At 59.3% G+C, this 14,044-nt stretch carries 10 protein-coding genes; 9 read left to right on the forward strand and 1 reads right to left on the reverse strand.

Annotated elements, in window-relative coordinates; all coding sequences use genetic code 11:
- Positions 1-55: 55 nt before the first annotated feature.
- Positions 56-1,483, reverse strand: coding sequence for an arginine-ornithine antiporter (arcD, locus tag AACY07_RS01280; RefSeq protein WP_339473164.1), 1,428 nt, complete (start codon positions 1,481-1,483; stop codon positions 56-58).
- 453 nt (positions 1,484-1,936) lie between these two features.
- On the opposite strand from arcD (AACY07_RS01280), the gene arcD (AACY07_RS01285) reads away from it, so the two are divergent.
- The 9 genes from arcD (AACY07_RS01285) to AACY07_RS01325 all read left to right on the forward strand — a co-directional run bounded on the left by arcD (AACY07_RS01285) (position 1,937) and on the right by AACY07_RS01325 (position 14,030).
- Complete coding sequence (gene arcD / locus AACY07_RS01285; protein WP_133077258.1) at positions 1,937-3,364, forward strand: arginine-ornithine antiporter; 1,428 nt, start codon at positions 1,937-1,939, stop codon at positions 3,362-3,364.
- Between the two features lie 33 nt (positions 3,365-3,397).
- A complete protein-coding gene (arcA, locus tag AACY07_RS01290; protein WP_326397473.1) occupies positions 3,398-4,654 on the forward strand; it encodes an arginine deiminase in 1,257 nt (418 codons plus the stop codon).
- A 77-nt stretch (positions 4,655-4,731) separates the two neighbouring features.
- On the forward strand, positions 4,732-5,742 hold the full coding sequence (locus AACY07_RS01295; protein ID WP_133077256.1) for an ornithine carbamoyltransferase: 1,011 nt from the start codon (positions 4,732-4,734) through the stop codon (positions 5,740-5,742).
- 111 nt (positions 5,743-5,853) lie between these two features.
- On the forward strand, positions 5,854-6,783 hold the full coding sequence (gene arcC, locus AACY07_RS01300; protein WP_261739380.1) for a carbamate kinase: 930 nt from the start codon (positions 5,854-5,856) through the stop codon (positions 6,781-6,783).
- A 55-nt stretch (positions 6,784-6,838) separates the two neighbouring features.
- Positions 6,839-7,198 carry a DUF5064 family protein gene (locus AACY07_RS01305; protein WP_339473165.1) on the forward strand — a complete coding sequence of 120 codons (360 nt, stop codon included), beginning with the start codon at positions 6,839-6,841 and terminating at the stop codon, positions 7,196-7,198.
- A 151-nt stretch (positions 7,199-7,349) separates the two neighbouring features.
- Positions 7,350-8,858 carry a sigma-54-dependent transcriptional regulator gene (locus tag AACY07_RS01310; RefSeq protein ID WP_339473167.1) on the forward strand — a complete coding sequence of 503 codons (1,509 nt, stop codon included), beginning with the start codon at positions 7,350-7,352 and terminating at the stop codon, positions 8,856-8,858.
- Between the two features lie 389 nt (positions 8,859-9,247).
- The gene (gene gcvH, locus AACY07_RS01315; RefSeq protein WP_133077668.1) at positions 9,248-9,631 is read left to right on the forward strand and encodes a glycine cleavage system protein GcvH; all 384 of its coding nucleotides are present in this window, start codon (positions 9,248-9,250) and stop codon (positions 9,629-9,631) included.
- A gap of 10 nt (positions 9,632-9,641) precedes the next feature.
- Positions 9,642-12,500 (forward strand): aminomethyl-transferring glycine dehydrogenase, encoded by a 2,859-nt coding sequence (gene gcvP, locus AACY07_RS01320; protein WP_339473169.1) that lies wholly within the window; start codon positions 9,642-9,644, stop codon positions 12,498-12,500.
- A 153-nt stretch (positions 12,501-12,653) separates the two neighbouring features.
- Positions 12,654-14,030 carry an L-serine ammonia-lyase gene (locus AACY07_RS01325; RefSeq protein WP_339473170.1) on the forward strand — a complete coding sequence of 459 codons (1,377 nt, stop codon included), beginning with the start codon at positions 12,654-12,656 and terminating at the stop codon, positions 14,028-14,030.
- Positions 14,031-14,044: the final 14 nt, after the last annotated feature.

The following is a 14,044-nucleotide window of genomic DNA, read 5'->3' on the forward strand; positions in this document are numbered from 1 at the left end:
AAAACGGTTTGCTACGCAACCCTTCGCAGCCTGCGGCAGCGACTACACAGCCTGCCTACAACGCCAACGCCCCGCTATACAGCGCATACGCAGCCCCCAGTGCCGCGACCAGCACCGCGGCAAAGATTGGTTTTTCCCAGGTCTTGAACAGCACCTCGCCCTGTTCGCGTTTGGCCTTGGCAAAAAAGATGATCCCCGGCGCATACAGCAATGCCGAGAGCAGCAGGTATTTGGGCCCCGCCGCATACAACAGCCACATCGCGTAGATCAGCGCGACAGCCCCCACCAGCAAATCCTTGATGCGCCGCCGTCTCGCCCTCTCGTAAGTCTCACCCCTCACGCACAGCAGCACCCCATAGGCTGCCGACCACAGATAAGGCACCAGAATCATCGACGACGCGAGGTAGATCAGGCTGGTGTAGGTCCCCGCTGACACCAGGGTAATCACCAGGAAAATCTGGATCATGGAGTTGGTCAGCCACAGAGCATTGACCGGCACATGGTTGGCGTTTTCCTTTTTCAGGAACGCCGGCATGGTGTTGTCCCTGGCCGTGGCATACAGAATTTCAGCGCACAGCAATGCCCACGACAACAACGCGCCCAGCAGCGAAATCGCCAGGCCGATACTGATCAGGATCGCACCCCACTCCCCCACCACATGCTTGAGCACACCGGCCATCGACGGGTTTTGCAGGTGTGCCAGCTCCGGCTGACTCATGATCCCCAGCGACAGCACGTTCACCAGCACCAACAGCGCCAGCACCCCGAGAAAGCCGATGACCGTGGCCTTGCCGACATCCGAGCGTTTTTCCGCACGGCCCGAGTACACACTGGCGCCCTCAATGCCGATAAAGACAAACACCGTGACCAGCATCATGTTGCGTACCTGGTCCATCACGCTGCCCAGGCTTGGGGTTTCAGTGCCCCAAAAGTCCCGGGTGAAAATATCCGCTTTGAAGGCCACGGCGGTCAGCACGATAAACATCACGATCGGCACGATCTTGGCCACGGTGGTCAACTGGTTGATGAACGCCGCCTCCTTGATCCCGCGCAGCACCAGAAAATGCACTCCCCACAGCAGCAGGGACGCACAGCCGATGGCGACAGGCGTGTTGCCCTGGCCAAACACCGGGAAAAAATAGCCCAGGGTGCTGAACAGCAACACGAAATAGCCGACGTTACCCATCCAGGCACTGATCCAGTAACCCCAGGCGGACGAAAAGCCCATGTAGTCGCCGAAACCGGCCTTGGCGTAGGCATACACCCCCGAATCCAGTTCCGGCTTGCGGTTGGCAAGGGTCTGAAACACGAAGGCCAGCGCCAGCATGCCCACGGCAGTGATCGCCCAACCGATCAACACGGCACCACCCGCGGCACGCTCGGCGATATTTTGTGGCAACGAAAAAATCCCGCCGCCAATCATCGAGCCCACCACCAATGCAATCAAGGCGTTTAGCCGAAGCTTCTGCGTCTGTTGCGACATCGACACCTCTGAATGTGCTGGTTAGTTAATTCATCATTATCGGGTTTAAAACGTTCACCGACTAATTATATGTACCCGTCGAACGTTTAGTAGAGTTACGCAATAAGCCCACCCTTATTAATAACGTTATTTTCTATTGAAACCTAAAAATCAGTACACATATAGATGACGATTTAATTTCATCGACAGGTGCATGAAACATGAAGATGACATTTGCAAATCTCAGAATACTGTCTAGCTTCAATCTCCACGACAACGCGATTCAGCAACGAATTAACACCTGCAAACATCTCTGGCGTAAGGCTTTGAGCAAGCGTCATAAAAATACGATATCGCGACCTTCCCCGCTCTACTGACAATGGAATGTAGTAATGCCCTGATCTATGTCAAATGGCTTGATTATCAATGGACTTAACTTCGAAGCCTCACTTCTCCTAGATTGGAGTCACTACAATGTCTGATACTCCTGGAAAACTGCGACTGGGTGCGCTGGTTGCTCTGGTAGTCGGTTCCATGATTGGCGGCGGTATTTTTTCATTGCCGCAAAACATGGCCGCCAGTGCTGATGTAGGTGCAATCCTGATCGGCTGGGCAATCACCGCAGTCGGTATGCTGACCCTCGCTTTTGTGTTCCAAACCCTCGCCAATCGCAAACCTGACCTGGACGGTGGTGTTTACGCCTACGCCAAGGCCGGCTTCGGCGATTACATGGGTTTCTCATCCGCATGGGGTTACTGGATCAGCGCCTGGCTGGGTAACGTCGGCTATTTCGTGTTGCTGTTCAGCACCCTGGGCTACTTCTTCCCGATCTTCGGCGAAGGCAACACCCCCGCCGCCATCATCGGCGCCTCGATCCTGCTGTGGGCCGTGCATTTCCTGGTACTGCGCGGGATCAAGGAAGCAGCGTTCATCAACCTGGTGACGACCGTTGCCAAGGTCGTACCGCTGGTCCTCTTTATTCTGATCGCCATCTTCGCGTTCAAACTGGACATCTTTACCAGTGACATCTGGGGCGTAAAAAACCCGGACCTGGGCAGCGTGATGGATCAGGTGCGCAACATGATGCTGGTCACCGTGTGGGTGTTCATCGGTATCGAGGGGGCAAGCATCTTCTCGTCCCGTGCCGAAAAACGCTCCGACGTGGGTCGGGCCACCGTGATCGGTTTTATCACCGTGCTGCTGCTGCTCGTACTGGTGAACGTACTGTCGCTGGGCATCATGACTCAGCCTGAACTGGCAAAACTGCAGAACCCGTCGATGGCGGCCGTGCTTGAGCATGTAGTCGGTCACTGGGGGGCGGTGCTGATCAGCGTCGGCCTGATCATCTCTCTGCTGGGTGCCCTGCTGTCCTGGGTGCTGCTGTGTGCCGAGATCATGTTCTCGGCCGCCAAAGACCACACCATGCCGGCCTTCCTGAAAAAGGAAAACGCCAACCATGTACCGGTAAACGCCCTGTGGCTGACCAACGCCATGGTGCAACTGTTCCTGATCATCACCCTGTTCTCGGCCAGTACTTATCTGTCACTGATCTACCTCGCGACCTCGATGATCCTGGTGCCTTACCTCTGGTCGGCGGCCTACGGCTTCCTGCTGGCAGTACGCGCCGAGACTTACGAGAACGCCCTGGCCGAACGCAAGAAAGACCTGATCATCGGTGGTATCGCGCTGATCTACGCCATCTGGCTGATCTATGCCGGCGGCCTCAAGTACCTGCTGCTCTCGGCCCTGCTGTACGCACCTGGCGCCATTCTGTTCGCCAAGGCCAAGCGTGAAAGCGGCCAACCTGTTTTCACCCACATCGAGAAAGTGATTTTTGCCGCAGTAGTGATCGGCGCCCTGGTGGCTGCCTATGGTCTCTACGACGGATTTCTGACCCTGTAACAACCTGTTTGTGTACTTTGGAGGATGACTGTAATGACCACGGAAAAAGTGAAGTTCGGCGTGCATTCCGAAGCCGGTAAGCTGCATAAGGTTATGGTGTGTTCCCCAGGCCTGGCTCACCAGCGCCTGACCCCAAGCAACTGCGATGAGCTGCTGTTCGATGACGTGCTGTGGGTCAATCAGGCCAAGCGTGACCACTTCGACTTCGTGACCAAAATGCGCGACCGCGGCATTGATGTGCTGGAAATGCACAACCTGCTGACCGATATCGTTGCCATTCCAGAAGCCCTGGACTGGATCCTGGACCACAAAGTGACACCGAATCAGGTGGGTGTGGGCCTGGTCAACGAAGTCAAATCATGGATCAAGAGCCTTGAGCCTCGCCAGGCAGCCGAATACCTGATTGGCGGTGTGTCGGCAGACGACCTGCCCGACAGTTTTGGTGGCAAGACCATCCAGATGTTCCGTGACTTTCTCGGTCACACCAGCTTTATCCTGCCACCGCTGCCCAACACCCAGTTCACCCGTGACACCACCTGCTGGATCTACGGTGGCGTGACGCTGAACCCGATGTACTGGCCGGCGCGTCGTCAGGAAACCCTGCTGACCACCGCGATCTACAAGTTCCACCCCGAGTTCACCAACGCCGACTTCCAGGTCTGGTACGGCGACCCGACTGTCGACCACGGCAATGCCAGCCTTGAAGGTGGCGACGTAATGCCCATCGGCAACGGCGTGGTACTGATCGGCATGGGCGAGCGCACCTCGCGTCAGGCCATCGGCCAACTGGCGCAGAACCTGTTCAAGCATGGCGCCGTAGAACGCGTAATCGTTGCCGGCATGCCCAAGTCCCGCGCAGCGATGCACCTGGACACCGTGTTCAGCTTCTGCGACCGCGACCTGGTCACCATCTTCCCTGAAGTCGTGAACCAGATCGTTGCGTTCTCGGTGTACCCGGACGACAAGAAACACGGCGGCGTGGACGTGCGCCGTGAAGAAGGTCACTTCCTAGACGTCGTGGCCAAGGCCCTGGGCGTGAAAAAACTTCGGGTCGTCGAAACCGGCGGCAACTCCTTCGCGGCAGAACGCGAGCAGTGGGATGACGGCAACAACGTGGTCGCCCTGGAGCCTGGCGTGGTAATCGGCTACGACCGCAACACCTACACCAACACCCTGCTGCGCAAGGCGGGCGTTGAAGTCATCACCATCAGCGCCTCCGAACTGGGACGCGGCCGTGGCGGCGGTCACTGCATGACCTGCCCGATCGTACGTGACCCAATCGACTATTAAGTAACCCATTTGATTGCTTGCACGGCCCCCAAAAGGGGCCGGTGCAAGCCGGTTAACCCGAAACCAAGGAGATCACCATGGCTTTTAATATGAAAAACCGCAGCCTTCTGAGCCTGGTGCACCACACACCACGTGAGTTGCACTTCCTGCTCGATCTGTCCCGCGATCTCAAGCGCGCCAAGTACACCGGTACTGAAGAGCCGCACTTGAAAGGCAAAAACATTGCGCTGATCTTCGAAAAAACCTCGACCCGCACCCGCTGCGCGTTCGAAGTGGCGGCCCACGACCAGGGCGCACACGTGACGTACATCGACCCGGTTTCTTCGCAGATCGGTCACAAAGAAAGCATGAAAGACACCGCCCGCGTTCTGGGCCGCATGTTTGACGCCATCGAGTACCGTGGTTTTGAACAGGCCATCGTGGAAGAACTGGCCAAGTACGCTGGCGTACCGGTGTTCAACGGCCTGACCGCTGAATTCCACCCGACGCAAATGATCGCCGACGTGCTGACCATGCGTGAACACAGCGACAAGCCGCTGCACAACATCAGCTACGCGTACCTGGGCGATGCCCGCAACAACATGGGTAACTCGCTGCTGCTAATCGGCGCAAAACTGGGCATGGACGTACGTATCGCCGCACCGAAAAGCCTGTGGCCAGAAGAAGCGTTCGTTAAGCAGTGCCAGGAATTCGCCAAGGAAAGCGGTGCCAAAATCACCCTCACCGAAGACCCTAAAGCGGCAGTCAAGGGCGTGGACTTTATCCACACCGACGTCTGGGTATCGATGGGCGAGCCGGTCGAAGCGTGGAATGATCGCATCAAGCTGCTGCTGCCTTATCAGGTCAACAGCGACATGATCAAAGCGGCAGAAAACCCACGCGTGAAGTTCATGCACTGCCTGCCTGCGTTCCACAACTGTGAAACCAAAGTCGGCAAGGACGTGGCCGAGCACCATCCAAACCTGAAAAACGGCATTGAAGTGACCGAGGAAGTGTTTGAGTCCCCAGTCAATATCGCCTTCGAGCAAGCTGAAAACCGCATGCACACCATCAAGGCGATTCTGGTCGCGGCACTGGCTGATATCTAAGCCTGTCCACGGTAGTCATGTGAACGCATGACTACCGTGGGAGCGGGCTTGCGCACGATGCAAGCCCGCTCCCACACACGCGGCTCCCACACATTTAAAAGGATATTTTTTATGCGTATCGTCGTTGCACTGGGCGGTAACGCCCTCTTGCGTCGCGGCCAGCCCATGACCGCAGAGAACCAGCGCGAAAACATCCAGACCGCCACCGCCCAAATCGCTCGCATAGCCCACGGCAATGAACTGGTAGTGGCCCACGGCAATGGCCCTCAGGTCGGCCTGCTATCACTGCAAGCCGCCGCCTACACCGCCGTTGCTCCTTACCCGCTGGACGTGCTGGGCGCTGAAACCGAAGGCATGATCGGCTACATGATCGAGCAAGAGCTGGGCAACCTGCTGCCACCCGAAGCGCCTTTCGCCACGCTGTTGACCCAGGTTGAAGTCGATCCAAAAGACCCGGCGTTCCAGAACCCGACCAAGCCGATCGGTCCGGTGTACACCGAAAGCGAAGCCAAGAGCCTGGCCGCAGAAAAAGGCTGGAGCATTGCTCCGGACGGCGACAAATTCCGGCGCGTGGTCGCCAGCCCCAAACCCAAGCGCATCTTCGAAATTCGCCCGATCAAATGGCTGCTGGAAAAAGGCACCATCGTGATCTGTGCGGGCGGTGGCGGTATCCCGACCATGTACGGCGAAGACGGCAAGCTCAGGGGGATTGAAGCGGTGATCGACAAGGACCTGGCGTCCTCGCTGCTGGCACAACAGCTGGGCAGCGACCTGCTGGTGATCGCCACAGACGTGAATGCGGCCTTTATTGACTGGGGCAAGCCAACCCAGAAAGGCATTGCCCAGGCCCATCCGGACGAACTGGAAAAACTCGGTTTTGCCTCGGGTTCAATGGGCCCGAAAGTCGAAGCTGCTTGCGAGTTTGCCCGTAAAACCGGCAAGACCGCAGTGATCGGCGCACTGGCGGATATCGAAGCAATCGTTCAAGGTAAGGCCGGTACTCGGGTCAGCACCGAAAAACCGGGTATCACTTACTTTTGAGCCCCAGGGCAGGCCCAGGGGCCTGCCCTTTCCCATAGCATCAAGGAGTAACCCTATGGCCTCGTTCGAACCCGGTCACCTGCATATTCATCGCGAACCGCTGCAACCGGGCGACTTTGGGTATGACATCAAGATTGATTACCAGGTCGTTCAGGACCCCAAGGAAGGCAAGTCGATGCAGTTCGACATGCATGGCCAGATCAACCAGAAGGACTTCAAAGAGTCGTTCACGCTGCCCAAGGACATGGCCTACAACTTTGCCCATGACGCTTTCCGGATTGCCGTCAAGCACGGCATTCCCAAAACCGCTGACATCCGCGCGATGCACGGTTACTACGACAAGATGTTTTCCGACGTCCTGGCCCAGCTCAACCACAAGCCGGGTGATCCGATCAAACCAGAACATCTGGAGTAATTCAGCCACTTGATGGTGGCTGCGCTTTTGTGGGAGCGGGCTTGCTCGCGCTGGTGCCATCGCGGGCAAGCCCGCTCCCACGGAATTTCACCTATCTCCCCCACCAAGGCATACTGGCCATCCCTGCTGGCCAGAAGTGTTTGCCGTTCCCATGCGTATCCATGTCAGTTTCATCGACCGTGTCGGCATCACCCAGGAAGTCCTGGCGTTGCTAGGCGGGCGTAACCTCAATCTGGATGCGGTGGAGATGGTCCCGCCCAACGTGTATATCGACGCCCCGACCCTGAGCCCGCAAGTCCTCGACGAACTGCGAGAAGCGCTGTTCGGGGTCAAGGGTGTGCAGACCGTGACCGTGGTCGACATCCTTCCCGGCCAGCGCCGCCACCTGCAACTCGATGCCCTGCTCGCCGCCATGACCGATCCGGTATTGGCGCTGGACAGCGAGGGCCATGTGCTGCTGGCCAACCCGGCACTGGTGGCCTTGTATGGTCGAGAGCCAACCGGCGAAAGTATCGGCGAGCTGTTCACCGACCCCGGACTGCTGGCTGTGTTGCTGGAAAACGGCTTTCGCCTGCCATTGCGCGAAGTCACGCTCAATGGCCATCCGTTGATGCTCGATGCCACCCCGATAACCGATGCGGGCGCCCTGCTGACCCTGTACCAACCAAGTCGTATCGGCGAACGTCTGGCTGCGCTGCACCACGATCACGCTGAAGGCTTTGATGCCTTGCTGGGCGACTCACCCGCCATTCGCACGCTCAAAGCCCGGGCACAGCGTGTGGCGGCCCTGGACGCGCCCTTGTTGATCCAGGGTGAAACCGGCACCGGCAAGGAACTGGTCGCCCGTGCCTGCCATGCCATCAGCGACCGCTTTGGCGCGCCGTTTCTGGCCCTCAACTGCGCCGCACTTCCGGAAAACCTGGCCGAAAGCGAACTGTTCGGCTATGCCCCCGGGGCCTTCACCGGCGCACAGCGCGGCGGCAAACCGGGGCTGATGGAACTGGCCAACAACGGCACGGTTTTTCTCGACGAAATCGCTGAGATGTCGCCCTACCTACAAGCCAAGCTGCTGCGTTTTCTCAATGACGGCAGCTTCCGGCGGGTGGGAGGCGAGCGCGAGGTCAAGGTCAATGTGCGCATCCTTAGCGCCACTCACCGCAACCTCGAAAAAATGGTCAACGAGGGCACGTTTCGTGAAGACCTGTTCTACCGCTTGAACGTACTCAACATCGAAGTGCCGCCCCTGCGCGAGCGCGGCCAGGACATTTTGCTGCTGGCCCGCGCCTTCATGCAGCAGGCCTGCACCCAGATCCAGCGCCCGGTGTGCCGCCTGGCGCCCGGGACCTACCCGGCCCTGCTGGGCAACCGCTGGCCCGGCAACGTGCGCCAGTTGCAGAACGTGATCTTTCGCGCTGCCGCCATTTGCGAAAGCACCCTGGTCGACATTGGCGATCTGGACATCGCCGGCACATCGGTTGCACGCCAAAGCGACGGCGAGGTTGAAACCCTGGAGCACGCCGTTGAAACCTTCGAAAAGGCGCTCCTGGAAAAGCTCTATGTCAGCTACCCCTCGACGCGCCAACTGGCCAGCCGCCTGCAGACCAGTCATACCGCCATTGCCCACCGATTGCGCAAATACGGCATCCCGGGCAAAGCCTGAGGCTCACCCCCTTGTGGGAGCGGGCTTGCTCGCGATGGCATCAGCGCGGCAAGCCTGAAATACCGCGCCGAAGCATCGCAGGCAAGCCAGCTCCCACAGAAAAGCCCAAAGCCTTGTATCGAATTCACTCCAGCGGAACGAATTCGATACACGCCCTCTGCACCCATACTGCGCAAGGCTTTGATCCTCTTGGATTTTTCCATGCCCCATTGGCTGTATCGATTTCGCTACACCGTCATCTGCCAGCGCCCTTCAGTCAGCATACAAGCCATTGATAAATAACGATATTTTCAAACTGGCAACCATCTTGCAGTGAACTCCTCCATAAGCTCGAGCTGCACGAGCATTTACCTGTGACCACCAGACATGTCTGGCCCTGAGGAGTTTCCATGAGCGAATTGCGTTTTACTGAAGACCACGAATGGCTGCGCGCCGAAGCCGATGGCAGCGTAACTGTGGGGATTACCGCGTTTGCGCAAAACGCTCTGGGTGATGTGGTGTTTGTGCAATTGCCTGAGTTGCAGTCCTACGACAAGGGCGCAGAAGCCGCCACCGTTGAGTCGGTCAAGGCGGCCAGTGGCGTGTACATGCCTCTGGACGGGGAAGTGCTCGAAGTCAACCCGGCACTGGACAGCAGCCCGGAACTGGTCAACGAAGACCCACTGGGTCAAGGCTGGTTCTTCCGCTTCAAGCCCGCCGACGCCGACGCTGTAGGCCAACTGCTCGATCAGGACGCCTACGACCGCCTGATCAAAGCCCAAGACGACAACTGAGAAGCCTGCCATGACCCTTAATCTCAGCACTGCCAATGAATTTATCGCCCGCCACATCGGCCCGCGCCAGGCCGATGAGCAGGCGATGCTCGCCACCCTCGGCTTTGATTCCCTTGAAGGCCTCAGCGCCAGCGTAATCCCGGAAAGCATCAAGGGCACCAGCGTGCTCGACTTGCCGGCCGGCCTGAGCGAAGCCGACGCACTGGCTTCGATCAAAGCCATCGCCGCCAAGAACAAATTGTGCAAAACCTATATCGGCCAAGGCTATTACAACTGCCACACCCCTTCTCCGATCTTGCGCAACCTGCTGGAAAACCCGGCCTGGTACACCGCCTACACGCCGTATCAGCCTGAAATCTCCCAAGGTCGTCTCGAAGCCCTGCTTAACTTCCAGACCCTGATCAGCGACCTCAGCGGCCTGCCGATTGCCAACGCTTCGCTGCTCGACGAAGCCACCGCCGCTGCCGAAGCGATGACCTTCTGCAAACGCCTGAGCAAGAACAAAACCAGCCACCGCTTCTTTGCTTCCAGCCACTGCCACCCGCAAACCCTCGACGTGCTGCGTACCCGTGCCGAGCCGCTGGGCATTGAGGTTGTGGTCGCCGACGAGCGCGAACTGACTGACGTGACGGCCTTCTTCGGTGCCCTGCTGCAATACCCGGCCAGCAACGGCGACGTGTTTGATTACCGCGAACTGGTTGAGCGCTTCCATACCGCCAACGCACTGGTGGCGGTTGCCGCCGACCTGCTGGCCCTGACCCTGCTCACGCCTCCGGGCGAGTTCGGCGCGGACGTGGCCATCGGCAGCGCCCAACGCTTTGGCGTGCCACTGGGTTTCGGTGGTCCCCATGCCGCCTACTTCGCCACCCGTGACGCGTACAAGCGCGACATGCCGGGACGTCTGGTCGGTGTTTCGGTTGACCGTCACGGCAAACCGGCACTGCGTCTGGCCATGCAAACCCGCGAGCAACACATCCGTCGCGAGAAGGCCACGAGCAACATCTGCACCGCCCAGGTGCTGCTGGCCAACATCGCCAGCATGTACGCCGTGTACCACGGCCCCAAGGGCCTGATCCAGATCGCGCAGCGCATTCACCAGTTGACCGCGATTCTGGCCCAGGGCTTGAGTGCGCTGGGACTGGCCGTCGAGCAAACACATTTCTTCGACACCCTGACCCTCAACACCGGCGACAACACCGCAGCCCTGCACGACAGGGCTCACGCACAGGGCATTAACCTGCGTGTGATCGACGACCAGCATCTGGGCCTGTCGCTGGATGAAACCAGCAGCGAGTCCGATGTGGTTGCCCTGTGGGCCCTGTTCGCCGCTGATGGCCAGGCCCTGCCTGACTTTGACGATCTGGCAAATACCGTCACTGGCACCCTGCCAGAGGCCTTGCTGCGCCAGTCGCCGATCCTCAGCCACCCGGTGTTCAACCGTTACCACTCCGAAACCGAGCTGATGCGCTACCTGCGCAAGCTGGCCGACAAGGATCTGGCGCTGGACCGCACCATGATTCCGCTGGGCTCGTGCACCATGAAGCTCAACGCTGCCAGCGAAATGATCCCGGTCACCTGGGCCGAGTTCGGCAACCTGCACCCGTTTGCGCCTGCCGAGCAAAGCCAGGGCTACCTGCAACTGACTACCGAACTGGAAGCCATGCTCTGCGCGGCCACCGGCTACGACGCCATCTCCCTGCAACCGAACGCCGGTTCCCAGGGCGAGTACGCCGGTCTGCTGGCCATTCGTGCCTACCACCAGAGCCGTGGCGAAGAGCGCCGTGATATCTGCCTGATTCCGTCCTCGGCCCACGGCACCAACCCGGCAACCGCCAACATGGCCGGCATGCGCGTGGTGGTCACTGCCTGTGACGCTCGCGGCAACGTGGACATTGAAGACCTGCGCGCCAAGGCCCTGGAGCACCGCGATCACCTCGCCGCGCTGATGATCACCTACCCGTCGACCCACGGTGTTTTCGAAGAAGGCATCCGCGAAATCTGCGGCATCATTCATGACAATGGCGGCCAGGTGTACATCGACGGCGCCAACATGAACGCGATGGTGGGCCTGTGCGCACCGGGCAAGTTCGGCGGCGACGTGTCCCACCTCAACCTGCACAAGACATTCTGCATTCCCCACGGCGGTGGCGGCCCGGGCGTTGGCCCGATTGGTGTCAAGTCCCACCTTACGCCGTTCCTGCCGGGTCACGCGGCAATGGAGCGCAAGGAAGGCGCGGTCTGCGCAGCACCGTTCGGCAGCGCCAGCATTCTGCCGATCACCTGGATGTACATCAGCATGATGGGCGGCGAAGGCCTCAAGCGTGCTTCGCAACTGGCCATCCTCAACGCCAACTACATCGCCCGCCGTCTTGAAGAGCATTACCCGGTGCTGTACTCGGGCAGCAACGGCCTGGTTGCACATGAGTGCATCCTGGACCTGCGCCCGCTCAAGGAAACCAGCGGGATCAGCGTCGACGACGTGGCCAAGCGCCTGATCGATTTCGGCTTCCACGCTCCGACCATGTCGTTCCCGGTTGCCGGCACGCTGATGATCGAGCCGACCGAAAGCGAGTCCAAGGAAGAGCTGGACCGCTTCTGTAACGCCATGATCTGCATCCGCGAAGAAATTCGCGAAGTCGAAAGCGGCGGTCTGGACAAGGAAGATAACCCGCTGAAAAACGCGCCCCACACCGCAGCTGAAATAGTCGGTGAATGGACCCACCCTTACAGCCGCGAGCAAGCGGTGTACCCGGTTGCATCCCTGATCGAAGGCAAGTACTGGCCACCAGTCGGTCGGGTCGACAACGTGTTCGGCGACCGCAACCTGGTGTGCGCATGCCCGTCGATCGAGAGCTATCAGGAGGCGTAAGCATCCAGATCATGGAGATCTAATGTGGGAGCGGGCTTGCTCGCGATGCTAACGGCGCGGTTTTCATGCAAGACCGGGTTGATACCATCGCGAGCGAGCCCGCTCCCACAGGGATGGCTAGTTTCGCCACACAACAAGAAACCGGAGAACCCTATGTCGTTAAGCGTGTTCGACCTGTTCAAGATTGGCATCGGCCCTTCCAGTTCCCATACCGTCGGCCCCATGCGCGCAGCTGCGCGTTTTGTCGAAGGTCTGCGCCGTGATGAGCTGTTGCAACACACCGCCTGCGTAAAAGTTGAACTCTACGGCTCCCTTGGCGCCACCGGCAAAGGACACGGCAGCGACAAGGCCGTATTGCTGGGGCTTGAAGGCGAGCACCCGGACACCGTCAACACCGATACCGTGGCCGAACGTCTGGCCGCCATTCGCAGCAGCGGGCGCTTGAACCTGCTGGGCGAACACCCCATCGATTTCAACGAAAAATCCCACTTGGCGATGATTCGCAAACCCCTGCCCTACCATCCCAACGGCATGATTTTCAGGGCGCTGGATGCCGCCGGCATCCAGATCCGCAGCCGCGAGTATTACTCGGTCGGTGGCGGCTTTGTGGTGGATGAAGGCGCCGCAGGCGCTGACCGTATCGTCGAAGACAGCACCCCGCTGCAATACCCCTTCAAGACCGCCAAGGATTTATTGCGCCATTGCGTCACTCATGACCTGTCGATCAGTGAAGTGATGATGGCCAACGAAAGCGCCTGGCGCCCCGAGGCCGAGACCCGCGCCGGCTTGCTGAATATCTGGCAAGTGATGCAGGACTGCGTGAGTGCGGGTTGCCGCAACGAAGGCATTTTGCCCGGCGGGCTGAAGGTCAAGCGACGGGCCGCGGCACTGCACCGTCAACTGTGCAGCAACCCCGAAGCCGCCTTGCGCGATGCGCTGTCGGTACTGGACTGGGTCAACCTGTACGCACTGGCCGTCAATGAAGAAAACGCCAATGGTGGACGCGTGGTCACTGCCCCCACCAACGGCGCGGCCGGGATCATTCCTGCCGTGTTGCATTACTACATGCGCTTTATCGGCGGAGCCAACGAAGACGGGGTGGTGCGCTTTCTGCTGACTGCCGCCGCCATCGGCATTTTGTACAAGGAGAACGCCTCGATCTCGGGCGCCGAAGTCGGCTGTCAGGGCGAGGTCGGCGTGGCCTGCTCAATGGCTGCAGGCGCACTGTGTGAAGTGTTGGGCGGCACCGTGCAGCAAGTCGAGAACGCAGCTGAAATCGGCATGGAGCACAACCTCGGCCTGACCTGCGACCCGATTGGCGGCCTGGTGCAAGTGCCGTGTATCGAGCGCAACGCGATGGGTTCGGTCAAGGCGATCAATGCCGTACGCATGGCCCTGCGTGGCGACGGCCAGCACTTTGTGTCCCTGGACAAAGTTATCCGCACCATGCGCCAGACCGGCGCCGACATGAAAAGCAAATACAAGGAGACCGCTCGCGGCGGTCTGGCTGTAAACATTATTGAGTGCTGATTTTCAAGGAGTCT

It is taken from the genome of Pseudomonas sp. RL_5y_Pfl2_69, from assembly GCF_963970465.1.
Lineage (GTDB): Bacteria > Pseudomonadota > Gammaproteobacteria > Pseudomonadales > Pseudomonadaceae > Aquipseudomonas.

Coding starts and splice junctions, on each gene's coding strand:
- arcD (WP_339473164.1), bottom strand. CDS start 1,483: ATGTCGCAACAGACGCAGAAGCTTCGGCTAAACGCCTTGATTGCATTG.
- arcA (WP_326397473.1), top strand. CDS start 3,398: ATGACCACGGAAAAAGTGAAGTTCGGCGTGCATTCCGAAGCCGGTAAG.
- AACY07_RS01295 (WP_133077256.1), top strand. CDS start 4,732: ATGGCTTTTAATATGAAAAACCGCAGCCTTCTGAGCCTGGTGCACCAC.
- AACY07_RS01310 (WP_339473167.1), top strand. CDS start 7,350: ATGCGTATCCATGTCAGTTTCATCGACCGTGTCGGCATCACCCAGGAA.
- AACY07_RS01325 (WP_339473170.1), top strand. CDS start 12,654: ATGTCGTTAAGCGTGTTCGACCTGTTCAAGATTGGCATCGGCCCTTCC.
- arcC (WP_261739380.1), top strand. CDS start 5,854: ATGCGTATCGTCGTTGCACTGGGCGGTAACGCCCTCTTGCGTCGCGGC.
- AACY07_RS01305 (WP_339473165.1), top strand. CDS start 6,839: ATGGCCTCGTTCGAACCCGGTCACCTGCATATTCATCGCGAACCGCTG.
- gcvP (WP_339473169.1), top strand. CDS start 9,642: ATGACCCTTAATCTCAGCACTGCCAATGAATTTATCGCCCGCCACATC.
- gcvH (WP_133077668.1), top strand. CDS start 9,248: ATGAGCGAATTGCGTTTTACTGAAGACCACGAATGGCTGCGCGCCGAA.
- arcD (WP_133077258.1), top strand. CDS start 1,937: ATGTCTGATACTCCTGGAAAACTGCGACTGGGTGCGCTGGTTGCTCTG.